Here is a 23,000-nt window from a genome sequence, read left to right as displayed (position 1 = left end):
GATAGCCGGAAGGGCGCGTTTCATCCATGCGCGCCGTGGAGGGAGGCCGCGGGGCCGTGGATCCCGCAGCGCGGCGCGGCGCGGCGCGGGGCGCGAGCGCGCCCGCCGCCTATTTCTGCGCGTGGCGGATCTCGATCCCGGACAGGACGTTCCAGTCCATCAGCGTCAGCTCCTCGGAGGTGACGGCGTCTGGCGACTGGACCAGCAGGGCGAAGAGGTAGGCCGTGCGCACCGAGGGCAGCCAGCGCGAGAGGTCCTTCTCGGGCCGCGGCCTCGACGAGGCCTCGATCAGCCCCAGCTGGTAGGCCGAGCGGATCAGCAGCATCTCCCGCTTCAACTTCTCGACGTGATCGATCGCAGACATGGCACACGGCTTCCCGGAGGTTTCGGAAAGCAGGCTATGCCAGCGCGCACGGGAACGGGCCTGGGCATCGAGGGAAGCGGCTTTCGGGCGGGTGCGGCTCGCCGGCCGGGCAGGGCTTCGCTCTTGGCGGTAGCCACGCCCGGGTCAGTTCCGGACCCGGATTACCCAGGGATCCCGCGCGGCGTGCACGAACGGACGTGAAAAGCTCGCGGCAACCCGTCGAGGGGCGGGTGCCGTCTCTGAAATCACGCTGGAACTGATCGGGGAGGAATTGGTGGAGCCGAGGAGGATCGAACTCCCGACCTACGCATTGCGAACGCGTCGCTCTCCCAGCTGAGCTACGGCCCCACCGTGCTGGGCCCGCCGCGGGACGGGCCCGGCGACGAGACGGTCGGGATATTGGTCATCGGACCCCCCACTGTCAATAGCGCAAGGCCGCGTCGGCGGTGATCTTCCGCGGGCGTCGGCATGGCTGCCCATCATGGCTGCCCCGAAACGCCGGCTCCGTCATGCCTGCCCTGGCATGGCTGCCCACCATGGCTGCCTTGTACAGACGTACAGCTTGCCCGGCCCCCTTCGCAGGTGCATCATGGCGGATGCAGGGGTTCGACCCTCCGCGAGGGAGCGGGCGCTTGCCTCAGACGATCGCGGGGTGCAGGGCCCGGCGGCGCCGGGCGACCGGCGGCACCGGGCCCGGCGCTTCGTCTCGGCGGAGGGGCCGGCGGCCCGGTCCAGGCTTGCCAGTGGGGGTAGCCGCGGTTAGGGTGCGCCACACCTTCGAAGAGCCCGGGCCCCGCGCGCATGCTGTCGTTGATCGCCCTGATCCAAACGATCCTCGAAATCCTGATCTGGCTGCTGATCGCCTCGGCGGTGCTGAGCTGGCTGGTGGCGTTCAACGTCATCAACACCCGCAATCGCGTGGTCTACATGATCGGCGACTTCCTGGAGCGGGTGACCGACCCGCTGCTGCGCCCGATCCGCGGCATCCTTCCCAATCTCGGCGGCATCGACATCTCGCCCATCGTGCTGATCCTGCTGCTGTCCTTCGCCCAGAACCTGCTGAGCGAATATACGCCACGGCTGGTGTACTGACGCACGCCCGTGGCGGCCCCAACGCCAGCGGGGCCCGGCTGGCTGCGCGAGACGCCCGAGGGCCTGCGCGCGGCGATCCGGCTGACGCCGCGTGCGGCGCGCGAGGGCGTGCAGGGGCTGGCGGAGACCGTCGAGGGCGGGCGCCAGCTCAAAGTCTCGGTGACGGCGGTCCCCGAGGCCGGCAAGGCCAACGCGGCCTTGGTCCGGCTGCTCGCCAAGGCCTGGGGCCTGCCGCCTTCGTCCCTCTCGGTGGTTTCCGGCGCGACCGACCGGAACAAGGTGGTGGCGGTGGCAGGCGACGCGGCGGTGCTGCGGGCGCGGCTGGAATCGTGGCTTGCCGGCCTCGGCGGAGGCCGCGCCTGATCTCTCGAGGAGGATGACATGTCCCAGGCCCGGATCATCGACGGAAAGGCCTTCGCCGAGCGCCTGCGCGCGCGGCTGAAGGGGCAGGTGGAGGATCTCGCGCGCCGGCACGGGCCGGTGCCGGGCCTCGCGGTCGTCCTGGTCGGCGAGGACCCGGCGAGCCAGGTCTACGTGCGCAGCAAGGGCCGCGCGACCGTCGAGGCCGGCATGCGCTCCTTCGAGCACCGGCTGCCCGAGAGCACCGACCAGGCGACCCTGCTGGCCGTGATCGACCGGCTGAACCGCGATCCCGAGGTCCATGGCATCCTGGTGCAGCTCCCGCTGCCGCGCGGCATCGATGCCGGGGCGGTGATCGAGGCGATCGACCCGGCCAAGGACGTCGACGGCTTCCACCCCTACAATGCCGGCCGCCTGGCGCTGGGCCTGCCGGGCCTCGTCCCTTGCACGCCGCTGGGCTGCCTGATGCTGCTGAGGGACGTTCTGGGCGACCTGTCGGGGCGGCGGGCGCTGGTGCTCGGCCGCTCGACCATCGTGGGGCGGCCGATGGCGCAGCTCCTGTTGGGGGCGGACTGCACGGTGACGATCGCCCATTCGCGCACCCGCGATCTGGTCGAGGAGTGCCGGCGCGCCGAGATCCTGGTGGCGGCCGTCGGCCGGCCCGGAATGGTGCGCGGCGACTGGATCCGCCCGGGCGCCACGGTGATCGACGTGGGCATCAACCGCGTCGCCGCGAAGGAGCCCGGGGACGAGCCCGGCAAGACGCGGCTGGTCGGCGACGTCGACTTCGCCGAGGCGGTGGAGGTGGCCGGCGCCATCACGCCGGTGCCGGGCGGCGTCGGGCCCATGACCATCGCCTGCCTGCTGCACAACACGCTGCACGCCGCCTGTGCCATCCATGGCGTGCCGGTCCCGGAGGCCGCTTGATCCGCGCCTATCTCCTGAGGCCCGGCGGCGGCCCCGCCGAGGTCGAGCTGCGGCCCGGCGACGCGCTGCCCGAGGGCACGGCCTGGCTCGACCTGCTGCGCCCCACGGAGGCCGAGCGCCGCCATGCCGACGCGCTGCTGGGCATCGAAACGCCGACCCACGAGGACATGAAGGAGATCGAGGTCTCCTCGCGGCTCTATGTCGAGAACGGCGCCGCCTACCTGACGACCCCCCTGATCACCGGCGCCGATTCCCCGGACCCCATGCTGGGCCCGCTGACCTGCGTGATGACGGAGCGCTGCCTCCTGACCGTGCGCTTCTCCGAGCCCAAGTCGCTGGAGACCTTCCGGACCCGCGTCCTGCGCCAGCCCGAGCTGCTGCGCTCGACCGACGACGCCATGCTGGGCCTGATGGACGCGGTCGCCGACCGCGCCGCCGACGTGCTGGAGTTCATCGGCGGCCAGCTCGACGCGCTGGGCCGGCAGGTCTTCGCCGACCCGCCCTCGGCCGGCCGGCCGGGCCCGCCCAAGGCCGAGCTGACCGACGTGATCCGCGGCATCGGCCGGGTCGGCGACCTGACGCACAAGCTGCGCGACAGTCTGGCCGGGCTCGACCGGCTGGTCGCCTTCCTGACCACGGTCAGCACCGGGCGCCTGAACAAGGAGCAGAAGGCGGCGCTGAAGACCATCATCCGCGACCTGCGCTCGCTGGGCGAGCACGCGGCCTTCCTCGCGCACCAGACCAGCTTCCTGCTGGACGCCACGCTGGGCGCCATCAACGTCGAGCAGAACGCGATCATCAAGATCTTCTCGGTGATGGCGGTCGTCTTCCTGCCGCCGACGCTGATCGCCAGCATCTACGGCATGAACTTCCACCACATACCCGAGCTGGACTGGCCCTGGGGTTATCCGCTCGCCTTGTGCCTGATGGTGGTCTCGGCGATCCTGCCGCTTCTCTACTTCCGGAAGCGGGGCTGGCTGTGACGGGATCCATGGGGGCGCTGGCGCTGGCGGCGCTGTTCCTGCTCGCGACCCATTTCGGCCTGTCCAGCACGCCGCTGCGCGCGGCGCTGGTCCGGACCTTCGGCGAGCGCGGCTTCCTCGCGGCCTATTCTGCCCTGGCGGCGCTGGCGCTGGCCTGGCTGGTCCTGGCCTGGCGGGACGCGCCCTTCGTGCCGCTGTGGGGCTGGTCGGCCTGGCAGTGGTTCCTGCCCATCGCCGTGATGCCGCTGGCCTTGGTGCTGGTGGTCTGCGGTCTGTCCCAGCCGAACCCGAGCGCCGTGGGCCAGGGCGGCATGGTGGACCGGGGCGAGGCGCCGCACGGCATCCTGCGCATCACCCGCAACCCCGTGATGTGGGGCATCGGCCTGTGGGCGGCGTCCCACATGGTGCCCAACGGGGACCTCGCGGGGATGCTGTTCTTCGGCACGCTGGCCGTGCTCGCCCTGCTGGGCGCCGTGCTGATCGACGCCAAGAAGGCGCGCCGGCACGGCGCCTCGTGGCTGGCCTTCGCGGCCGAGACCTCGAACCTGCCCTTCGCGGCGGTCGCCTCGGGCCGGCAGTCGCTGCAGCGCGCCGTGCGCGAGATCGGCTGGCGGCGCCTGGGCGTCGCGGTGCTGCTCTATGCGGTGCTGCTGCACGGCCACGGCTGGCTGGTCGGCGTGCCCGCGACCCCGCCGCTCTGAACGGCTTTCCCCGAACGGCTTTCCGGCCGGGCGGCGGCGGGCGGGAACGGCCTGCGCGAAAGACTTCGGATTCCCGGGCTTCGTGCTATATTTGCGCCCCGTTCAGCCGGGCTCCGCGCCGGCGGGACGGGGACCTGCCCGCCACCCCCAGCCCTTCTCGGATCCATGAAGATCACCATCGAACGCGCCGCCCTCCTCCGGTCCCTCGGGCACGTCCAAAGCGTGGTGGAGCGCCGCAACACGATCCCGATCCTGTCGAACGTGCTGCTGCGGGCCGAGGGGAACGAGCTGTCCCTGACCGCGACCGACATGGACCTGGAGATCGTCGAATCGGCCCAGGCCGAGGTGCTGCGGGCCGGGGCCACCACGGCGCCCGCGCATACGCTGTTCGACATCGTGCGCAAGCTGCCCGACGGCAGCCAGGTGGAGCTCGAGGCCTCGGCCGAATCGGGGGTGATGACCCTGCGCTCCGGGCGCTCCAACTTCCGCCTGGGCTGCCTGCCGACCGAGGACTTCCCGCAGATGTCGGGGGGCGAGATGGCCCACCGCTTCTCGGTCTCGGCCGCGGACCTGCGCACGCTGGTGGACCGGACCAAGTTCGCGATCTCGACCGAGGAGACGCGCTACTATCTCAACGGCATCTACCTGCATGCCGCCCGCGCGCGCTCCGGCGAGGCCGAGCTGCCGGTGCTGCGGGCGGTCGCGACCGACGGCCACCGCCTGGCCAAGGTCGAGATGCCGCTGCCCGACGGCGCCGACGGCATCCCCGGCGTGATCGTGCCGCGTAAGACCGTGCTGGAGATCCGCAAGCTCGCCGACGAGGCCGCCGACCGCATCGAGATCGGCCTGTCCGAGACCAAGATCCGCTTCACCTTCGACACGGTGGTTGTGACCTCGAAGCTGATCGACGGCACCTTCCCCGACTACGAGCGGGTGATCCCGACCGGCAACGACAAGCTGATGGAGGTGGATGCGCGGAGCTTCGCCGCCGCCGTCGACCGCGTCGCCACCATCTCCACGGAGAAGAGCCGGGCGGTGAAGCTCGCCCTCGGCAAGGGCGTCCTGACGCTCTCGGCGACCAGCCCCGAGGCCGGCAGCGCCACCGAGGAAATCGAGGTCTCCTACGACTCGGCGCCCCTCGAAATCGGCTTCAACTCTCGCTATCTGTTGGACATCACGCAGCAGATCGAGGGCGAGTTCGCCCGCTTCAGCATGGCGGATGCCGCCTCGCCCACGGTGGTCCGCGACGTGGCGGACGGCGCGGCGCTCTACGTGCTGATGCCGATGCGGGTGTGACGACGGCGGCCGGGGGCCGGACGCCGCGGCATGCCCGCCGGCCGTCCGCCGCCCCCGGTCCCTTGAGGCCCGGCCCCGAGGGGCCGCGCCGGAGTATCGAAGCCGTTGCGCCCTGCGCCCGCGCCCATGGTTCCCGAAGACGCCGCCCCCCGGCCACTCGACCGGCTCGCGGTGACGCGCCTGACGCTCAGCCAGTTCCGCTGCTACGAATCGGCGCGCCTGCACCTGGACGCGCGCCCCGTGGTGCTGACCGGCCCGAACGGGGCCGGCAAGACCAACCTGCTGGAGGCCGTCAGCTTCCTCGCCCCGGGTCGCGGCCTGCGCCGCGCGCGGCTGTCCGAGGTCGAGCGGCTGGGCGCGCCGGCGGGGCAGGGCTGGGCGGTGGCCGCCCAGGTGACGACCCCCTTCGGCGAGGTCGACATCGGCACCGGCCGCGACGCCGCGGCGGGCGAGCGCTCGGAGCGCCGCCTGGTGCGCATCGACGGCCGGCCCGTGCGCGGCCAGGTCGCCCTGGCCGAGCATGTCGCGGTGGTCTGGCTGACCCCGCAGATGGACCGGCTCTTCTCCGAGGGGGCCTCGGGGCGCCGGCGCTTCCTGGACCGGCTGGTCTTTGGCTTCGACCCCGCCCATGCCGGACGGCTCGCCCGCTACGAGCTGGCCCTGCGCGAACGCGCGCGGCTGCTGCGCGAGGGCTCGCGCGACGATGCCTGGCTGGCCGGGCTGGAGGCCGAGATGGCGGCCACCGGCGTCGCCGTGGCGGCCGCCCGGCGCGAGCTGATCGAGCGGCTGCAGGCCGCCATCGACCAGGCTGTGGGCCCCTTTCCGCAGGCCGAGATCGCGGTGTCAGGCACGCTCGAGGACGGCCTCGGCGAGGAGCCGGCGCTGGCGGTCGAGGAAGGGCTGCGCCGGCGGCTGGCCGAGCGGCGGCGCCAGGACGGCGAGGCCGGCGGCGCGGGCGTGGGCCCGCACCGTTCGGACCTGCTGGTGCGCCACCGCGGCAAGGCGATGCCGGCCGAGCTGTGCTCGACCGGCGAGCAAAAGGCGCTGCTGGTCTCGATCGTGCTCGCCAATGCCCGGCTGATGACGGCCGAGCGCGGCTCGCCGCCGCTGCTGCTGCTGGACGAGGTGGCGGCGCATCTGGACGAGGCGCGGCGCCTCGCGCTGTTCGCCGAACTGCTGGACCTCGGTGCGCAGGCCTGGATGACCGGCACCGACCGGGCGACCTTCGCCGAGCTCGACGGCGCGGCGACGGCCTTCCGGGTCGAGGATGCCCATGTGGTGCATACGTGATTAGCGCATACGTGATTTCCGTGCCCGTGCGTGAAAACGAACGGACTTTTCCCGCTCCCTTCTGATAGTATAACCCGATGGCACAAGAAGCTCTGAAGACCGACGGCACCGGCGCGCAACCCTCGAATACTGAGGACTACGGCGCGGGATCGATCACCGTTTTGCGCGGCCTCGATGCCGTGCGCAAGCGCCCGGGCATGTATATCGGCGACACCGACGACGGGTCTGGCCTGCACCACATGGTGTACGAGGTCGTGGACAACGCCGTCGACGAGGCGCTGGCGGGCTATTGCGACCGGGTCGACGTGATCCTGAACCCCGACGGCTCGGTCACGGTGCGCGACAATGGGCGCGGCATCCCCACCGACATCCACCCCGAGGAGGGCGTCTCCGCCGCCGAGGTGGTGATGACGCAGCTTCATGCCGGCGGCAAGTTCAACCAGAACTCCTACAAGGTCTCGGGCGGCCTGCACGGGGTCGGCGTCTCGGTGGTGAACGCCCTCTCGGAGACCCTGCGCCTCCGGATCTGGCGCGGCGGCCGCTTCCACGAGATGGAGTTCCACCACGGCGAGCCCGTGGCCCCGCTGGCCGACAAGGGCCCCGCGCCCATTGCCGGCGAGAAGCCGCTGACCGGCACCGAGGTGACCTTCAAGCCCTCAACCGAGACCTTCACCCAGGTCGAGTTCGACTTCGGCACGCTGGAGCACCGGCTGCGCGAGCTGGCCTTCCTGAACTCCGGCGTGTTCATCGCGCTGACCGATGCGCGCGGCGTCGAGCGCAAGACGGTCGAGCTGTTCTACGAGGGCGGGCTGGAGGCCTTCGTGGGCTATCTCGACCGCTCCAAGCAGGCCCTGCACAAGACCATCGTGGCCGGCGGCACCCGCAGCTCGGACACAGGGGTCGAGATCGCGGTCGAGGTCGCGCTGGAGTGGACGGACGCCTATCACGAGACCGTCCTCTGCTTCACCAACAACATCCCGCAGAAGGACGGCGGCACGCATCTGGCGGGCTTCCGCGCGGCGCTGACGCGCGTGGTCACGGCCTATGCCAACGACAGCGGCCTCGTAAAGAAGGAGAAGGTGCAGCTCGTCGGCGACGACGCCCGCGAGGGGCTGACCTGCATCATCTCGGTCAAGGTGCCGGACCCCAAGTTCTCGTCGCAGACCAAGGAGAAGCTGGTCTCCTCCGAGGTGCGGCCGATCGTCGACGCGGTGGTGACCGAGGCGCTGCAGACCTGGCTGGAGGAGCACCCGACCGAGGCCAAGAAGATCGTCGGCAAGGTCGTCGACGCGGCCGCCGCGCGCGAGGCCGCGCGCAAGGCCCGCGACATGAGCCGCAAGAACCCGCTGAACAACATCAACTCGCTGCCGGGCAAGCTCGCGGACTGCCAGGAGCGCGACCCGGCGCTCTCCGAGCTCTTCATCGTCGAGGGCGATTCGGCGGGCGGCTCGGCCAAGCAGGGGCGCTCGCGCCAGAACCAGGCGATCCTGCCGCTGCGCGGCAAGATCCTGAACGTCGAGCGCGCGCGCGAGCACAAGATGCTGAGCTCGGCCGAGATCGGCACGCTGATCTCGGCGCTGGGCACCGGCATCTCCAGCACCTTCGACGCCAGCAAGGCGCGCTACCACAAGATCATCATCATGACGGACGCGGATGTGGACGGCAGCCACATCCGCACCCTTCTGCTGACCTTCTTCTACCGCCAGATGCGCGAGCTGATCGAGCGCGGCTATCTCTACATCGCCCAGCCGCCGCTCTACCGCATCAAGCGCGGCAGCCAGAAGGAGCGCTACCTGAAGGACGACAAGGCGCTCGACGATTACCTGATCGCCGAGGGGCTGGAGGACCTGTCGCTGGTCCTCGCCGACGGCACGGCGCTGTCGGGGCAGGCCCTGCGCGAGCTGGTCGAGCATGCCCGCACCGCGCGACCGGCGCTCGAGACGCTGGCCCGCCGCGTGGGCAGCCAGGTTCTCGTCGAGCAGGCCGCGATCGCGGGTGTGCTGGTGCCCGACCTGCTGGAGCAGGACGATCGCGCGACGGCCGCGGCCGAGGCGCTGCTGGCCCGGCTGAACGCCCTGCCGGGCGCCGCCGACGGCGCGCCCAGCACCTGGACCTTCGACGTGACGCCCGATGCCCTGTTCCTGTTCCGCACCCGCCGCGGCGTGACGCACCGCCACGTCTTCGACCGGGACCTGCTGAACAGCATCGAGGTGCGGCGCCTCGCGGCCTTCACGGCCGAGATGGCGCGCCACTATGGCCAGGGCGGCCGGCTCCTCGCCAAGGAGAAGGAGCTGCGCCGCATCGACGGGCCCATGGGCCTGCTGGACGCGGTGTTCGAGCAGGGCCGCCACGGCGTCGCGATCCAGCGCTACAAGGGTCTCGGCGAGATGAACCCCGAGCAGCTCTGGGAGACCACGCTGGACCCCACCGTGCGCTCGCTGCTCCAGGTCCGCGTCTCCCAGGCCGACGAAGCCGAGCAGGTCTTCTCGACCCTGATGGGCGACGTCGTCGAGCCCCGGCGAGAGTTCATCCAGGAGAACGCCCTGAAGGTCGCGAACCTGGACGTGTAGTTGTGTGTTCTGTAACGCATAAACCTGCAAACACCTGATCTAGCTTGCCTTCTGATCCACGCCGCCCGGGGCTGATAGCGCCGGGCGGTTTTCGTTATGGCGTGACCCACCGCTGGGCAAAGAGCATTCGGCGCGCAGCTGCAGCTGTCCTCTATGGCGTCAGGACCGGACAGGCGACGGAACCCAGCATCGAGTGAGCCCGCTCCAGAGCATCGTGCGCGCAATCCTGGGGGCGTAGGGGCTGAGGTTCGGTCCTTCGCAGCCGACAGTTTGGGGAGCGACAAGGTAGCGTCGTTCCGGCCGGAGTTGATTGACCGGGCCAGGGTCAAAGCATCGTATTTCGGCGGCAGGGCGGTGGAGGCGGGAAGCGCGGTCGAGGCCTACGTCGCCCGATAGGCCGCAGGCTTGTCGTCTGGGACGCCGGACAACTCCTCGGTCAGGCTGAAGATCTCCGGCAGGGCCGTCGCGACCCGGCGGATTTCCCTGATGGATGCAAGTTGGTCCTCAGCGGTCGCGATTCTGTGCCGGCCGCCCGACCGGGCTCTATCGATGGTGCCGTGGCCCAGGAAGAATCCGACCAGGGGTCCGACGACGACCCCGGCGAGGCCGCCGAGTCCGTAGCCAAAGACCGCGCACCCGCCTGCCACGCCGGCGGCCAAGCCCCACGGCAGGCGCTCGGCCGCTTCCTTCGCCGACGCCAAGGCGCGCTCCGCATCCGCGACCTCCCCATCGAGGAATCGGCGGCTCACGTCGCCTGTGTTTCGGCGTGGGGTCTCCCCTCAGAAGGGGTCGGCCGGGACGAAGGCTCGGACGCAGGGGATGACTTTCCGCTAACCATTCAACACGGGCGCGCTGATGCTCGAAGCGCTTCCTTGAACAGCTCAAAGGCCGTCGTGCCATGCCGATTGGGGAAATAGAGGTGGTAGCCGGCGAACGGTTCGCACCAGGGCTCCAGCAGGCGGGTAAGACGGCCATCGGCAATCGGGGCCGCCACCAGATCCTCCAGGATGTAGAGGATGCCGAACCCCTCGACGGCGGCGGCCACCAGCAGGTCGCCGTCGTTGAACACCGGTCCGCGTCCCGGCGCGACCGTCACCACATGGCCGCCGCGATCGAACGACCAGGGAGACAGGTCGCCGTTGGCGTCGCGATAGGCGATACAGCGATGGCCCGCGAGGTCAGCGGGCTCCATCGGCGCCGGATGGTCGCCTAGATAGACGGGAGCGGCCACCACTGCGACGCGAAGCCGAGGGCCGACTGGCACCGCGATCATGTCCTTCTCCAGTCGCTCGCCGAGCCGGATGCCCGCATCGTATCGGCCCGCCACGACGTCGGTCATCGCATCCTCCACGCACACCTCCACCTCGACGTCGGGGTGGAGGCGCATGAAGGCCGGAAGCATCGGCCATAGAACCGTGTCCGCGGCGTGCTTGCCCGTCGTGATGCGAACGGTCCCGATCGCTGCTCCGCTTGTCTGGGACAGCGCCTCGATCTCCTTGTCCAGCGCGCCCAGCGCCGGCGACAGCGCGGCAAGCAGGCGCTCGCCGGCAGCCGTCGGGGCGACGCTCCGCGTCGTGCGGGAGAGTAGGCGAAAGCCGAGCTGGCCCTCCAGCCGCTTCATGGTCTGGCTCAACGCCGACTGCGTGACTCCGAGCCGCCTCGCGGCTCGCGTGAAGCTGCGGTCGGCGGCGATCGCGGCAAAGATGGCGAGGTCGCCGAACTGGCCTGGACGCATTGATGAATCTCGCTACTGAGCCCTATTACTGATTAGGCCATTATCTCGATCAATTAGCACATCTACCTAGTCAGTGACAGTGCAAGGAACGAGGAACTGGCAATGGCAAGGTCCGACGAGTGCACCGGCGCAAGCATGACGGCGGTGCCCTTCGCCGTGCGGCGCATGGCAGAGCCAGAGGAGATCACGCGGCTCGTCCTGTTCCTCAGTTCCGACGAATCGGCCTTCATGACCGGGTCCGACTATGTGGTCGATGGGGGTTTGCTGCTCGGCCCTGTGCCGCCGGACGGCGGGTAAGCACAGGTCGGAAGAAAAGAGGACCAAGCGAATGGGTAAAATTTGGCTGGTGACCGGCGCAAGCCGGGGACTTGGGCGCGAGATCGCGCGCGCGGCGTTCGACGCGGGTGAAACCGTGGTCGCAACGGCGCGATCCGCCGACGGGGTGCGCGATGCCTTCGGAAGCGACAACGATCGATTACACGCCCTGGCGCTCGATATCGTCGATAGCGAAGCGGCGAAATCGGTCGTGGCTGAGGTCGTTGCGCGGTTCGGTGCGATCGACGTGCTGGTCAACAATGCCGGCTATGCCGAACTGGGTTTCTTCGAGACCTTCACCGATGCCGCAGTGCGGCGTCAGTTCGAGGTCAACCTGTTTGGTACGATGAACGTCGCGCGCGCGGTCGTCCCCCACATGCGGGAGCGTCGCTCAGGCCTCATCGTTACCATCTCGTCGGTGAGCGGACTGGTCTCCAACGCAGGAGGGGCGGTCTACTCGGCTTCCAAATTCGCGGTCGAGGGATGGATGGAGGGCTTTGCGCAGGAGCTCGCGCCGTTTGGCGTCCGCTCGCTCCTGGTCGAGCCGGGGATGCTGCGCACCGACTTCATGGACCAGAAGTCGGCGAGCTTCGGCAGCATCGACATTCCCGACTATGCCGAGGCGATCGCCCAGTACCGCGCGTTCGTCAAGGAGGCCAACGGCAATCAGCCGGGCGACCCGAAGCTGCTCGCCGCGCGGATCGTAGCGCTTGCTTCGCAGGGCGAGGCGCCGTCGCGGTTCGTGTTCGGCGATGACGCCCGACAGTGGGCCAGCGCGAAGGTCGACCAAATGCGGCGCGAAATCGCCCAGTCCGCCGATCGCGGCTGACGCCCCCTTGCAAGGAGGTCTCGCAAGCACTCACCTAGAATACGTACTGGATCGATCGGCACTGAACACCACTTGCGGCGCGGACAACGACGGAGTGACAAGAACGGCCGGGCGACCTTTTCGCGGCATCAATCATCGGAACGGCACTTTACCCGATATTCCAACGTTCGGGCCGCAAAGCTGACCAGTACACTCACGGCCTCGAGCCCTGATATAACGCCGGCCTCGGCTCTCATAATCAGGCTTATTCAAAGGATGTTCACATGGCGACGAACGAAGAAATCATCAGAGAACTCTACGCGGTGGCCGAAGGCGATCGCCGGGACGCCGAAAAATTCGCCTCGCTGTTCCATGAGGACGGCTACTTTCAGGACGAGTCGTCTGGAATTCGGTTACACGGTCGGGACGTTGGCCAGCTGATCGAAGCTGTTTCAAGCGCCTTCCCTGACATGCACCGCGAGCTGCTTCGGATCTATACGACGGGGGAGGCAGTGATCGTCGAGCTTAGGCTGCAAGGCACGCACTCGGGCGATTTCCACACCGGCGAAGGGGTCTTGCCGGCGACCGGCCGCAGGTTCGATGTGCCTTGCTGCGACGTGTTCCGTCTCAGGAGCGGCAAGGTCGCGGCTTTTCACTGCTACAACCAACTGTCCATCTGGCTGAAGCAACTCGGCGCGCTCGATAATCTCGGCGCGGCCGTGAAACGCTGAGCGTGGGTCAACGCTCGCCGCCCGGCGCGCTCTTCGCGTCCCAGCAAGAAATAGGAGAACTCCATGCCCGTGCAGAAGTTCGCCGTCGTTGATGCCCATTTCGAGCGTCTGGATGAGCAGGAAGCGCTGATCGAGACCGCAACCTCGTGGATCGGCGTCAAGGCGGACCAGTTACGGTCGGATTCGGTCGCTATGGCCCAGGAGCGGTTTTGGAAGAGGTCATCGCTGTTTACGACACGATGATCGTGATCGCGGGAGAGGTCTCGGTCACGAGCAACAGTGGAACAGTGACTGCTGAACCCGGAGGCATTGTTTACATGCCCGAAGGCGAACGGGTCACTATCCATGCATCGAACAACGGCGCGTTGACCGCGTACGTAACCTATCCCCACTGGGAGGAAGCACGGGCTAACGCTTTGCGCTGACCAAAGCACGCCATCCCCTTGCCGGATGCCACCTGTCGGGGCGGATGCATCGCGTCGCCGGATGGGCGTCCGAGACGAAGACGGACACCCCGTGCCGAGCGTGCCTTCCGGGCGTCGCCGAGGGCGACACTGTTCGCCTCCTCGATGCCGTGAATGCGGAAATGGCCTGAACTCCACCGGCCGGGAACGGCGCCGCGGCCGGCCACATCAGTCTGAAGGGATGGTCCTGGAATTGCTTCGCGCGCGGTTCCTGACGGCTGCGGCCTTGCTCCTGATCCCCCAGCTTGCCTTCGGCGTGAGCCCAAAGGCTTCTCCACCGCCCTACGCCCGCGGCCCGCTGCTCTCGCGCGATGCGATGACGGATTGGTGCGAGCCGGGGCAGGCAGCAGGTCCGACGTGCCGCAGCGCGATTTTGCTAGCGTACGACAGCCTGCTCTTCGGCTACTCGGAGGGGCTGTCGAAGCCGCTGCGGCAGTTCTGCGATCTCCCGACGGACCCTGAGGTCATCGTGGAGAGGGTGATGGACTACCGAAGGCGGAATGTCGAAACGGGCATTCCAGTCGTCCTGTCGCTCACATCGGTCGTCGATAACGTCCTGCACACGGAGTTCCGGTGCCCACGGTAGCCCCTCTCTATGGACAATGCCGGCTAGGACGCGCCGTACCATGCGACCAACCCGCAGTCCCTCTCACCCGGCTTCCGAAGCAGGCTCGAGGCGCAACCAGGGGGCTTCGCCGATGCTCGGATGGCTGAACCGTCTTCTGACCTCGGCCTTCGGGCACACCGGCCGGGATCCCGATGAGCGCGAGCCTCTGTCATGCGCCTATGTCGCATCGCTGAGCGGGCTGCTCGCCGACGGCCTGATCCCCGTGCACACCTGGATCTGGGCCCTGCGGGCGAGACCGGCCGCAGTCTGCGGCCGCAGCGGCAGCTATGCCGTCGCGAAGAGTTCTCCCGAGCCGGAGCGGTCCCGTCCTGAGCGGAGATAGGGCCTCCTCCGCCTTCGAGAGCGCGTCCAATCCGCGCACGCGGCCGCCTACTCGGCTCCCGTTGAGGCCAGGCACTGAACCTGCGCGTAGCGGATAGCCAGTCGCCCAAGCAAGTGCCTCATTGTCGGTCAAGGCAACGTCCCTGGCTTCGGGCACTCCCAAGGTCCGGTCTGAAAGACGTTGGGGTGTTTCTTACCTCTCCAGCAGTGTGGCAATGCGATCGAGTCCTTCCACCGACATCGCGGCGGAATCGGGGTCCATCACGAGTGACTGGCCGAGATAGGCCCAGTAAAGAAAGAGCGCTCGCTCACGAGCGTCGGAGGCACTCACGCCAGAGGCGACCAGCTGGTCGGCCAAGTAGCCAATCCTCTGAGCGTCAACCTCCGCTACGACGCGCGCCACCGACTCGTCGCGTGCCGCCCACGACCGGATTGCCCGCTCCAGGGGCTGGGGGCCTCCGCCCGAGGTGACGTCGAAGCCGCGCCGCATCAGGTCATGCAGGCGACGTGCACCTGGGGGGTGCGTCTCCAGATCCCGGATGATCCGCTCGGTGGAGCGCAAGCGCCAGTGGCCCAATACCTCCGCATGGAAGTCCGCCAGGTCGCGGAAATGCCAATAAAAGCTCCCCCTCGAGACGTTCAGCGCATTGGCAAGGGGCACCACCTTCAGGGCTTCCGGGCCGTCCTGTGCCAAGCGCCGAAGCCCATGTCGGATCCAGTCGGTCTTCGTCAGTCGATCGTTCATACCCAACCATACACTCGTGTATTGACCTGGTCAGTTAGCCGGACTATACACCTGTGTATGGAACTCGCCGACCCGGATTTCTGCCTCACCGCCGCCGGGGTTATTGGCTGCGTCACCGCAGGCTTCCACGGGGCGCTCGTGCAGCGCTACTTCGTTCGCCCTGCACGCGAGCGTGCCCAGGGCCAACCGGCTTCCATCCGCAGGCTGATCGCGCCGCTGCTTCAGTTCAGCACCCTGGAATGGTTCGGGGGCGGCATCGCCTTGATCCTGGCCGCGGGTGTTCTCGACGATGGGGCTCGGAGCGCCGTAGCGGTCCTGGTGGCCGCATCGTACACCGCTGGTGGTGTCATCAACTTATGGGCGACACGTGGCCGCTCGCCGGGATGGCTGATGATGGCAGCTGCGCTGGCATTGATTGCCGCAGGATTGCGGCCGGCCGCCTCCTGAACGGAGGTCGCATGATCGCGGCGACGCACCCCCTGCCCGGCGAAACCACAGTTGCGATCATCGGCTCCGGCCCGACGGGCCTTGCGGTGGCCATCGGCCTCGCCCAACGCGGCATTGACTTTGTCATTCTCGATCGCCTGCACGTGCGAGAAACCACGTCACGCGCAGCCGTGATCCACGCCCGTACCCTAGAGGAACTGGAACACCTCGGCGTGCGGGAGTCCCTGATAGGCCGGGGACTGAAGGCGCACCGGTTCCGCGTGCGCGAGCGCGACCGGGTGCTCATGCACGCGGATTTCTCGTGCTTGCCCAGCCCGAACCCATACGCCCTGATGATCCCCCAGGACGAGACGGAGGCAATCCTTATCGAACGGCTGGAGGCCCTCGGCGGCGCGGTCACGCGCCCAGCGGAGGTCGTCGCCATTGTACCGCATCCCAACGAGACGGCAGTCCGCTACGTGGCGATGGGGCGTTCCGGATCCCTCCGAGCCCGCTACGTGGTGGGGGCAGATGGCCAGAACAGCCTTACCCGTCAAGCCGCAGGTATTGGCTTCCCAGGCCAGACCTACGGCTCGTTCCTGCTTGCTGACGTCCGAATGACGTGGCCGATCACTACCGACGAAGTCAGCCTGTTCTTCTCCCGCGAGGGCACCCTTGTCGTCGCCCCGATGACCGACCGCCGGTTCAGGATTGTCGCCCAGCTCGCCGACGCGCCCTCTGCTCCCACCATCAAGGACGTGCAGAGCCTGATCGATAGGCGCGGTCCGTGGACCGGCGTGCAGGTGCGGGAGCTGATTTGGGGCTCCCGATTCCAGGTCCATCACAAGCTGGCGGAGACTTTCCGGGCAGGACCGCTGCTGCTGGCCGGCGACGCCGCCCACGTGCACAGTCCGGCGGGAGGCCAAGGGATGAATCTCGGGCTCCGTGACGCCATCGCTCTCTCGGCGGCGCTCGCATTTAGCCTGCAAGACAGCGGGGCCGATAAGCCGCTGGATGCCTATGCGCTCGAGCAGCGGACCGAAGCGCGGCGCGTCCTGGATCTAACCCATCGCCTGACCACCGTGGCCACCCTCCGTAGCCCGGCGCTGCGGGTTGCACGCAACGCGCTCATCAGCACGGCAGCGCGGTTCCCACCGGTTCGGGACCGGGTGGCGCGTTTGCTCGCCGGGTACAGCTGAAGCAGGCATTCGCCATGGCATCCCCAAGATCGCGTGGCTGCCGATGGTCCAGCGTCAGTTCAATCAGGTCGGCGTAGACACCTTTGCCGAGACGGACCTCACAGCCGCGGCAATGCCCAGCGGGACGGACCCATGACACAGAGATCGTTGCTGCCACGCCGGTCGCAGATGACGCTTTCCGGCTGGCTCATGATGATTGTCCTCTCGGTCCTCTGGGGTGGCTCATACGTCTTCACGGCAATTACGATCGTCGCCCTGCCGCCACTGACCATCGCCCTGATACGGCTCGGTTTTGCCGCGCTCCTGCTCCACGGAGTGCTCTGGGCGCGTGGCGAACTCCTCCCTGCCCGGCAGCGGGTCTGGGGCGCCTTGCTCTTCATGGGCATCTTCAACAGCGCAATGCCGATCAGTTTGATCGCCTGGGGACAAACCCACGTCACCGCCGGGCTAGCCTCGATTCTCTCTGCCACAGCACCGCTCTTCGGTGTCCTGATCGCGCATTTCACGACCCCGGACGACAAGATCACGCTCCGCCGCCTCCTTGGTATCGCGTGCGGGTTTCTTGGGGTGGTTGTCTTGACCGGCCCGCAGGTGGTCGGCGGAATCGGCGACGATCTCATCGGGCAGTTCGCGGTCCTCGGAGCGGCCCTGTCCGCAGCGTCGGCCAGCGTCTTCGGTCGGTTCTTCCTCCGGTTCGGTCTAACGCCGCTGGCCACCGCGGCCGGGCAGGTAACGACCGCGGCCCTGGTCCTGGTGCCGCCCGTGCTTTGGTTCGACCGACCATGGCTGCTTACCGTTCCCAGTCTCGACGTGGTCGCGGCCTTACTTGGCCTGACACTGCTGTCGACGGCTCTGGCCTACTTCCTCTACTTCCGTGTGCTCGCCGCAGCCGGGGCAACCAACACTCTCCTCGTTGGCTTTCTTGTACCAGTCAGCGCAACCATCCTGAGCCATTTGCTACTGGACGAGCACTTTGCGCCTCGTCAGCTTGCTGGAATGGCGCTGATTGGCGTTGGGCTGGGGATCACCGACGGCGTACTGGTGACCCTCGCGCTACTCAGCTTCAGATCTGCTAGGTCAGGGCAACATTCAGTGCGAGAACGGTCCTAACGGCCTTTGATCTTGCATGAGGATATGACTGTTGCCCCGGCGGGGTCACCATGGCGAGGACCTCGCAATACGAGAAATTGACTGATTGGATCAAGTGGCCATCAAGCATCCCATCGCCTCAATCATATCTCTGTGTTGTCGTGGGCTGCTGTACAGCGACGAGATCCTGTCCGATCACGTCGCGCAGCCGATCAAACCCAAGGCCGGTGCCACTTTCACGAATGTCGCCGTGTCTTTCGTCGAGAAACACCGCCTGCTCCGTAAAGGTCATGGTTGTCCTGCCAGAGATTCCTTCGAATTCAACGGTCACGAGTGATGAAGAGATAATCTCATCTTTAGTTCGCATGGTGTAAGCGTAGACGATGCGCTGCCGAGGAGCGATTTCGAGGAGGTGAGCGAGCATCGTCTGTTCGGTTCCATCTGGCATGCGCCAGATCATGCGTTCACCGCCATCTACGCGGAAATCGAATCGGTCCTCAATCACTTCCCAACTGGGATGGCAAGCATTCCAGCGCCGCTTCAATTCATGGTCGGACCAGAAACGGAAGGCGTGGGCAGGGCTGCCGGGCAGTTCCCGCACGATGACGAAAGTGCGGTGCTTCACATTCACACCCATTAGTGGTCCTTCGACTCCGGGGTCTCTGCCATAAGCATCGCCAATCTGTCGAACGCGGCATTCATTTCGAGTTGACGCTGTTCGATCCAGCTTGTCATGGCTCCGAAAGCATCCGGACGCATGCGGTAGGTACGCACCCGGCCGACCTTCTCGGAGCTGACTATGCCGCCCTCTTCTAACACACGCAGGTGCTTGACGACCGCCGGCAGTTGAACATCGGCCGGTTCGGCGAGTTCCTTTACTGACGCCGGCCCCTTGGCGAGTTGCTCGATGAAGCTACGCCGGTAGGGGTCCGCCAAAGCGTGAAACATCCGATCGAAATGTGCTGAAGACATGTCCTTCACTCGGCCGCCTCCAGGAAGCGTTTAGGCAGAGCCTCCTTGTATGGGAAGAACTTGAAATAGGGCTGCGCCTCCGCGATCACATGCTCGACAGATGGACGCCGTAGAAGTCGGTCCAGATAGCCTGCCAGCAGAGGCTGATCTTCCCGGAATGGATGGACCATGGAAGCAAAGAATAGGGCTGGGAAGGCGGCGCAGTCTGCCATGGTGAAATTCTCGCCGGTCGTCCAAGTTTTGCCGTATAGCTGCACCTCGATCATCGCGTAAGCGGTTTCGAGAGTAGCGTGCGCCTCACCGACACCATGCGGATCGTTAGCATCAGCTGGTCGAATGCGGTCAGTGACGATCTTCTGCATGGGTGCGCTGACGTAGAGATCGTAGAACCGGTCCCAAAGGCGCACTTCCAGAAGCTGCTCAGGATCACTTGGCAACAGCGAGAATTTTTCAGGATAGTGCTGCTGAAGGTACTCGATGATAATGCTGGTTTCGGGCACAACCCGACCTGTCGCATGATCGTGGAGCACTGGGATCTTTCCTACCGGCCAGCGCTCGAAGTGTGCGCCAGCTGATGCCGGCTCGGCAAAATTGACGATCTTCGCCTCGAAGGACACGCCGCTCTCGTAAAGGCTTATGAGAACCTTGTGGCAGAATGAGGCGAGCGGATGAAGATATAGCGTCAATGACATGGCAGCTCCGAAGTTTCCAAGTCAGGAAACTATTATCACGATCGGAAGTGTCATGCAACAACGGTTTCCGTTATGGGAAACCTTTTTTTCACACTTATGTATGGCTGTGCTTCACCGATCGTTTGCTGGATGCACTGCCCCCGAAGCCCCTGCTTAAGAGATGAGGACGAATTTTGAGAAGCCACGCTCATGCGTCCGGGAAGGCGTTGATCGTCGTGAGATCAGCCGAAAGCCTCCAAAGCCGTTCCGCCTCATCAGGATCGGTAGCGTAGGCCGTAACGCCTACGAACGGTTCATGAGTCGTCTCAGCGCGCACAGCGATGTCGCAGTCCTCGCAATAGAGACCTCCGAGGCCGTCAAGTTGCGGCGATGTGGCTGCCCAGACCTGAGTGGCAGCGCCTTGTTCAGGAGTCTTGAATGTCGGGTCGGCCGGAGTACCGTTACTGTTGAGCCAGCCTTCCGCGACCATTTCGCTCTGCGTCAGGTGACGCTGGAGAGGCGTGAAAATTTTGCCTGGATGAACGGCGAACGCGCGGACGCCCTTACCGCGCCCGAGGCGGTCGAGGTGGGCGGCGAACAACGCGTTTGCGGTTTTCGACTGTCCATAGGCGCGCCACTTATCGTAGCCATGCATGAACTGCACATCGCTCCAGCAGATCGGAGAATTGTGGTGTCCCGCCGACGATACCGAAACGATGCGCGCGTCGCCTTCAAGCAGAGGCCAGAGCAGATTAGTCAGCGCGAAGTGGCCGAGATGGTTCGTTGCGAACTGCGCTTCCCATCCGGGTCCGAGCCGCGTTTCCGGACACGCCATAATCCCCGCGTTATTGATGAGCATGTCAATGTGCCGGCCGGCGTCCAAAACATGCTTGGCGAACCGATGCACGCTGGCCAGATCCGACAGATCGAGCGTATCGACAGTGACATTGGAGATATTGTGCGTGGCGGTCGTCGCCACATCGCGGTTGCGCGCGGCGACGAGCACATCGACACCGGCGGCCGTCAGCGCCTTTGTGGTCTCAAGTCCGAGTCCGGAATGGCCGCCGGTGACAATGGCGTATTTGCCCTTTAGGTCGAGGCCATTCAAGACTTCTGACGCGGTGCTCCGTTGCCCGAAACCGGAACCAAAAGGTTTTTGGTAGTCTACCATTCCCGTTCTCCAGAACTGACAGCGCCCAACCCTCACGGCTGGTGACGTTGACATACGCAAGAGAATGGAGGACGGCGTCAGACCTAGCCATACTGCAGAGTACGATTATCTTTCGCGAACGTTCGGATATGGCGCTATGGATCCTCTTTCCGATGTTCTTTCCTTGCTGAGACCAAGAAGCGCGATCAGCGCGGGCCTCGATGCTGGCGGAGACTGGGCAATCCAGTTTCCCTCTCATGAGGGTGTCAAATTCAATGCAGTCCTCAAGGGAGCGTGCTGGGTCAGTGTGGAGGGGGAAGACGATCCGGTTCGGATCGAGGCAGGTGACTGCTTCCTGCTGACACGTGGCAGACCATTTCTCCTCACGACCGACCGGAATGTCACGCCGATCCAATCAGAACTGATTTATGATCACGCCGTTGACGGCATTGCAACTTGCCATGGAGGCGGCGAATTCTTCCTCATTGGAGGGCGGTTCTTCTTTGAGGGGGACCATGCCGGTCTTCTGTTCGACGCGCTTCCAGCTATCGTTCACATCCGCGATGCTTCGAACCAGGCTGCTGTCCTGCGATGGTCGCTGGAGCAATTGGCGACAGAGCTGAAGCGGGGCTCGCCCGGCAGCGCACTGATGGCCGATCATCTGGCACAAATCATGCTGCTCCAGGTGCTTAGGCTGTGGCTCGCTTCGGATGATGCGCGGCACGCCGGCTGGCTCAGCGCACTTGCCGATCCACGCCTTGCCCGAGCCATCGGCGCGATGCATACTGATCCAGCGCGCCGCTGGACGGTTGCCGATCTTGCAGCACTTACCGGTATGTCGCGCACTGTCTTTGCGGTGCGGTTCCGTGAGATCGTCGGACAGACGCCGCTCGACTATCTCACGGGATGGCGGATGCGGATCGCCGCTGATCGTCTACAACGCACGAGCGAGAGTGTCGCCACTATCGGCTTTGCAGTAGGCTACGAGTCCGAAGCCGCTTTCAGCAACGCCTTTCGCCGCCTGACTGGACACAGGCCGATGCAATATCGCCGTGGAAGCCATGCCCTTTAGGTGTCACAATTCGGAGGTTACCGACTGAGATTTAGCATTAGGAGAGTCTCCTACGCAAACGAGACGCTGATAGTGTGGCAAAAAACCTGTGGTTGGCCGGCTGGCGGCACAATGCGGTTTTACTGATCAACGTCTGAATAATACTATTGAGAAATATGGTGGTATAATGGAACTGTCAGGATTCATTGCATATTCAGGTGCTCTGGCAATTGCTGCTATCACACCCGGCCCTCAGATTGTTGCGATTGTCGCCCAGGCAATAAGGAGCGGGTACCGGCAAGCAGGCTGGATGACGGCCGGCATGGTTTTTGGTGACGTACTTTATCTTGCTATTGTTCTTGCGGGCCTTGCATTTATCGCGGAAACCTTCAGCTACATATTGATTTTCATAAAGTGGGCGGGTGTGGCCTATCTTTGCTGGCTGGCTATGCAGTTCTGGAAGTCCAGCGAAACCATCAACGCCGCTGACGTAGCATCGCCTGTAAGCGGGAAGAATGCCTTGATTTCCGGTGTTCTCGTGACGCTCGGGAACCCAAAGTCTATCTTGTTCTATATCTCCATCCTGCCAACCGTCATCGACATCAATACACTTGCTCAGTCGGATACGTTTATTCTCTTGGCAATCACCGCCATAATCTTAACCGGCGTCCAGTTCCCGTTTACCATTGCCGGAGCCAAAACCCGCCGGGCGTTACAGTCACCAAGAGCAATGCGCATTCTAAACCGAGGAGCTGCTGCCTTCATGGGTGGTGCAGCTGCAACGATTGCCGTGAGGAACTAATCACGTCGCCGGCAAAGCACGTTCCATGCGGCGCCTTCTCCTAAAACCCGCCGTTTGGAACCGTCACGTGCTGGAGCGTCTCTACAGGTCCGGTGACCCAGCAAATCCGAGCAGCGCTCCACCGCAGGCTCGATCTCGCCAGAGCGGCCTGTCCCTTCAGCAGACGCATGGGGCCCAAAAACGTGGTCGACTCGGGCGCTCAAGCGCTGGCGTTCCTTGAGCTGCCGAGGTGTGAGAGCTCAACCCCTTGGCTGTTATGCGCCTAATCTGAGAAGAAACCTTCCTACAGCGATTGAACGTGACGTGGAAT

Annotated in this window: 28 protein-coding genes and 1 tRNA gene; 20 read left to right on the top strand and 9 right to left on the bottom strand. The window is 65.8% G+C overall.

The window, feature by feature from the left end; genetic code table 11:
• Positions 1-109 precede the first annotated feature (109 nt).
• Entirely contained in the window at positions 110-364 is a 255-nt protein-coding gene (locus tag JUB13_RS28895; RefSeq protein ID WP_207485588.1) for a hypothetical protein, read from the bottom strand.
• Positions 365-636: 272 nt separating this feature from the next.
• Positions 637-712, bottom strand: a tRNA-Ala gene (locus JUB13_RS28890).
• 453 nt (positions 713-1,165) lie between these two features.
• Between JUB13_RS28890 and JUB13_RS28885 the strand changes: the two genes are divergently transcribed.
• The 8 genes from JUB13_RS28885 (at position 1,166) to gyrB (ending at position 9,583) form a co-directional block, all read left to right on the top strand.
• Positions 1,166-1,456 carry a YggT family protein gene (locus JUB13_RS28885; protein ID WP_207485586.1) on the top strand — a complete coding sequence of 97 codons (291 nt, stop codon included), beginning with the start codon at positions 1,166-1,168 and terminating at the stop codon, positions 1,454-1,456.
• Positions 1,457-1,465: 9 nt separating this feature from the next.
• Complete coding sequence (locus JUB13_RS28880; protein ID WP_328703044.1) at positions 1,466-1,819, top strand: DUF167 domain-containing protein; 354 nt, start codon at positions 1,466-1,468, stop codon at positions 1,817-1,819.
• 18 nt (positions 1,820-1,837) lie between these two features.
• Positions 1,838-2,743 (top strand): bifunctional methylenetetrahydrofolate dehydrogenase/methenyltetrahydrofolate cyclohydrolase FolD, encoded by a 906-nt coding sequence (folD, locus tag JUB13_RS28875; protein ID WP_207485584.1) that lies wholly within the window; start codon positions 1,838-1,840, stop codon positions 2,741-2,743.
• Entirely contained in the window at positions 2,740-3,726 is a 987-nt protein-coding gene (locus tag JUB13_RS28870; protein WP_236025298.1) for a magnesium transporter CorA family protein, read from the top strand. The genes folD and JUB13_RS28870 overlap by 4 nt, the downstream gene beginning before the upstream one ends.
• Positions 3,723-4,427 carry an NnrU family protein gene (locus tag JUB13_RS28865; protein WP_207485582.1) on the top strand — a complete coding sequence of 235 codons (705 nt, stop codon included), beginning with the start codon at positions 3,723-3,725 and terminating at the stop codon, positions 4,425-4,427. The genes JUB13_RS28870 and JUB13_RS28865 overlap by 4 nt, the downstream gene beginning before the upstream one ends.
• A gap of 165 nt (positions 4,428-4,592) precedes the next feature.
• Positions 4,593-5,723, top strand: coding sequence for a DNA polymerase III subunit beta (gene dnaN / locus JUB13_RS28860; protein ID WP_207485580.1), 1,131 nt, complete (start codon positions 4,593-4,595; stop codon positions 5,721-5,723).
• 126 nt (positions 5,724-5,849) lie between these two features.
• Positions 5,850-7,013 (top strand): DNA replication/repair protein RecF, encoded by a 1,164-nt coding sequence (recF, locus tag JUB13_RS28855; RefSeq protein WP_207485635.1) that lies wholly within the window; start codon positions 5,850-5,852, stop codon positions 7,011-7,013.
• Positions 7,014-7,090: 77 nt separating this feature from the next.
• Positions 7,091-9,583: a DNA topoisomerase (ATP-hydrolyzing) subunit B gene (gyrB, locus tag JUB13_RS28850; RefSeq protein ID WP_207485578.1), complete on the top strand. Its 2,493-nt coding sequence runs from the start codon at positions 7,091-7,093 to the stop codon at positions 9,581-9,583.
• 380 nt (positions 9,584-9,963) lie between these two features.
• On the opposite strand, the gene JUB13_RS28845 is transcribed toward gyrB, so the two are convergent.
• Together JUB13_RS28845 and JUB13_RS28840 are read right to left on the bottom strand one after the other, a co-directional pair.
• Positions 9,964-10,332: a hypothetical protein gene (locus JUB13_RS28845; RefSeq protein WP_207485576.1), complete on the bottom strand. Its 369-nt coding sequence runs from the start codon at positions 10,330-10,332 to the stop codon at positions 9,964-9,966.
• 89 nt (positions 10,333-10,421) lie between these two features.
• A complete protein-coding gene (locus JUB13_RS28840) occupies positions 10,422-11,318 on the bottom strand; it encodes a LysR family transcriptional regulator (RefSeq protein ID WP_207485574.1) in 897 nt (298 codons plus the stop codon).
• 102 nt (positions 11,319-11,420) lie between these two features.
• Here JUB13_RS28840 and JUB13_RS28835 point away from each other — a divergent pair, with 102 nt between their 5' ends.
• The 7 genes from JUB13_RS28835 to JUB13_RS28805 all read left to right on the top strand — a co-directional run bounded on the left by JUB13_RS28835 (position 11,421) and on the right by JUB13_RS28805 (position 14,586).
• Positions 11,421-11,615 (top strand): SDR family oxidoreductase, encoded by a 195-nt coding sequence (locus JUB13_RS28835; protein WP_207485572.1) that lies wholly within the window; start codon positions 11,421-11,423, stop codon positions 11,613-11,615.
• A gap of 31 nt (positions 11,616-11,646) precedes the next feature.
• Positions 11,647-12,462, top strand: a complete 816-nt coding sequence (locus tag JUB13_RS28830) for an SDR family NAD(P)-dependent oxidoreductase (protein ID WP_207485570.1) — start codon at positions 11,647-11,649, stop codon at positions 12,460-12,462.
• A 263-nt stretch (positions 12,463-12,725) separates the two neighbouring features.
• A complete protein-coding gene (locus tag JUB13_RS28825; RefSeq protein WP_207485562.1) occupies positions 12,726-13,172 on the top strand; it encodes an ester cyclase in 447 nt (148 codons plus the stop codon).
• Between the two features lie 63 nt (positions 13,173-13,235).
• On the top strand, positions 13,236-13,415 hold the full coding sequence (locus JUB13_RS28820) for a hypothetical protein (protein ID WP_207485560.1): 180 nt from the start codon (positions 13,236-13,238) through the stop codon (positions 13,413-13,415).
• Positions 13,382-13,597, top strand: a complete 216-nt coding sequence (locus tag JUB13_RS28815) for an AraC family ligand binding domain-containing protein (RefSeq protein WP_207485557.1) — start codon at positions 13,382-13,384, stop codon at positions 13,595-13,597. The genes JUB13_RS28820 and JUB13_RS28815 overlap by 34 nt, the downstream gene beginning before the upstream one ends.
• Before the next feature lie 220 nt (positions 13,598-13,817).
• Positions 13,818-14,222 carry a hypothetical protein gene (locus JUB13_RS28810; RefSeq protein WP_207485555.1) on the top strand — a complete coding sequence of 135 codons (405 nt, stop codon included), beginning with the start codon at positions 13,818-13,820 and terminating at the stop codon, positions 14,220-14,222.
• Positions 14,223-14,334: 112 nt separating this feature from the next.
• A complete protein-coding gene (locus JUB13_RS28805) occupies positions 14,335-14,586 on the top strand; it encodes a hypothetical protein (protein WP_207485553.1) in 252 nt (83 codons plus the stop codon).
• Between the two features lie 192 nt (positions 14,587-14,778).
• Here JUB13_RS28805 and JUB13_RS28800 read toward each other — a convergent pair whose 3' ends face one another.
• The gene (locus tag JUB13_RS28800; RefSeq protein ID WP_207485551.1) at positions 14,779-15,330 is read right to left on the bottom strand and encodes a TetR/AcrR family transcriptional regulator; all 552 of its coding nucleotides are present in this window, start codon (positions 15,328-15,330) and stop codon (positions 14,779-14,781) included.
• Between the two features lie 57 nt (positions 15,331-15,387).
• On the opposite strand from JUB13_RS28800, the gene JUB13_RS28795 reads away from it, so the two are divergent.
• From JUB13_RS28795 to JUB13_RS28785, 3 genes are all read left to right on the top strand, one after another.
• A complete protein-coding gene (locus JUB13_RS28795; RefSeq protein WP_207485549.1) occupies positions 15,388-15,777 on the top strand; it encodes a hypothetical protein in 390 nt (129 codons plus the stop codon).
• 11 nt (positions 15,778-15,788) lie between these two features.
• The gene (locus tag JUB13_RS28790) at positions 15,789-16,955 is read left to right on the top strand and encodes an FAD-dependent oxidoreductase (protein ID WP_207485547.1); all 1,167 of its coding nucleotides are present in this window, start codon (positions 15,789-15,791) and stop codon (positions 16,953-16,955) included.
• A 132-nt stretch (positions 16,956-17,087) separates the two neighbouring features.
• Positions 17,088-18,065 carry a DMT family transporter gene (locus JUB13_RS28785; protein ID WP_236025297.1) on the top strand — a complete coding sequence of 326 codons (978 nt, stop codon included), beginning with the start codon at positions 17,088-17,090 and terminating at the stop codon, positions 18,063-18,065.
• Positions 18,066-18,183: 118 nt separating this feature from the next.
• Here JUB13_RS28785 and JUB13_RS28780 read toward each other — a convergent pair whose 3' ends face one another.
• The 4 genes from JUB13_RS28780 to JUB13_RS28765 form a co-directional block, all read right to left on the bottom strand.
• Positions 18,184-18,681, bottom strand: coding sequence for an SRPBCC domain-containing protein (locus JUB13_RS28780; RefSeq protein WP_207485545.1), 498 nt, complete (start codon positions 18,679-18,681; stop codon positions 18,184-18,186).
• Positions 18,681-19,016, bottom strand: coding sequence for an ArsR/SmtB family transcription factor (locus JUB13_RS28775; protein ID WP_236025305.1), 336 nt, complete (start codon positions 19,014-19,016; stop codon positions 18,681-18,683). Before JUB13_RS28775 ends, JUB13_RS28780 begins: the two co-directional genes overlap by 1 nt.
• A 5-nt stretch (positions 19,017-19,021) precedes the next feature.
• Positions 19,022-19,708: a glutathione S-transferase family protein gene (locus JUB13_RS28770; protein ID WP_207485541.1), complete on the bottom strand. Its 687-nt coding sequence runs from the start codon at positions 19,706-19,708 to the stop codon at positions 19,022-19,024.
• Between the two features lie 187 nt (positions 19,709-19,895).
• The gene (locus tag JUB13_RS28765; RefSeq protein WP_207485539.1) at positions 19,896-20,858 is read right to left on the bottom strand and encodes an SDR family NAD(P)-dependent oxidoreductase; all 963 of its coding nucleotides are present in this window, start codon (positions 20,856-20,858) and stop codon (positions 19,896-19,898) included.
• Between the two features lie 136 nt (positions 20,859-20,994).
• On the opposite strand from JUB13_RS28765, the gene JUB13_RS28760 reads away from it, so the two are divergent.
• Positions 20,995-21,909 (top strand): AraC family transcriptional regulator, encoded by a 915-nt coding sequence (locus JUB13_RS28760; protein WP_207485537.1) that lies wholly within the window; start codon positions 20,995-20,997, stop codon positions 21,907-21,909.
• An 88-nt stretch (positions 21,910-21,997) separates the two neighbouring features.
• Positions 21,998-22,690 (top strand): LysE family translocator, encoded by a 693-nt coding sequence (locus tag JUB13_RS28755; RefSeq protein ID WP_207485535.1) that lies wholly within the window; start codon positions 21,998-22,000, stop codon positions 22,688-22,690.
• Positions 22,691-23,000: the final 310 nt, after the last annotated feature.

It is taken from the genome of Arenibaculum pallidiluteum, assembly GCF_017355985.1.
Classification (GTDB): Bacteria; Pseudomonadota; Alphaproteobacteria; order Azospirillales; family Azospirillaceae; genus Arenibaculum; species Arenibaculum pallidiluteum.
This window is presented reverse-complemented; position numbering and strand designations above follow the sequence as displayed.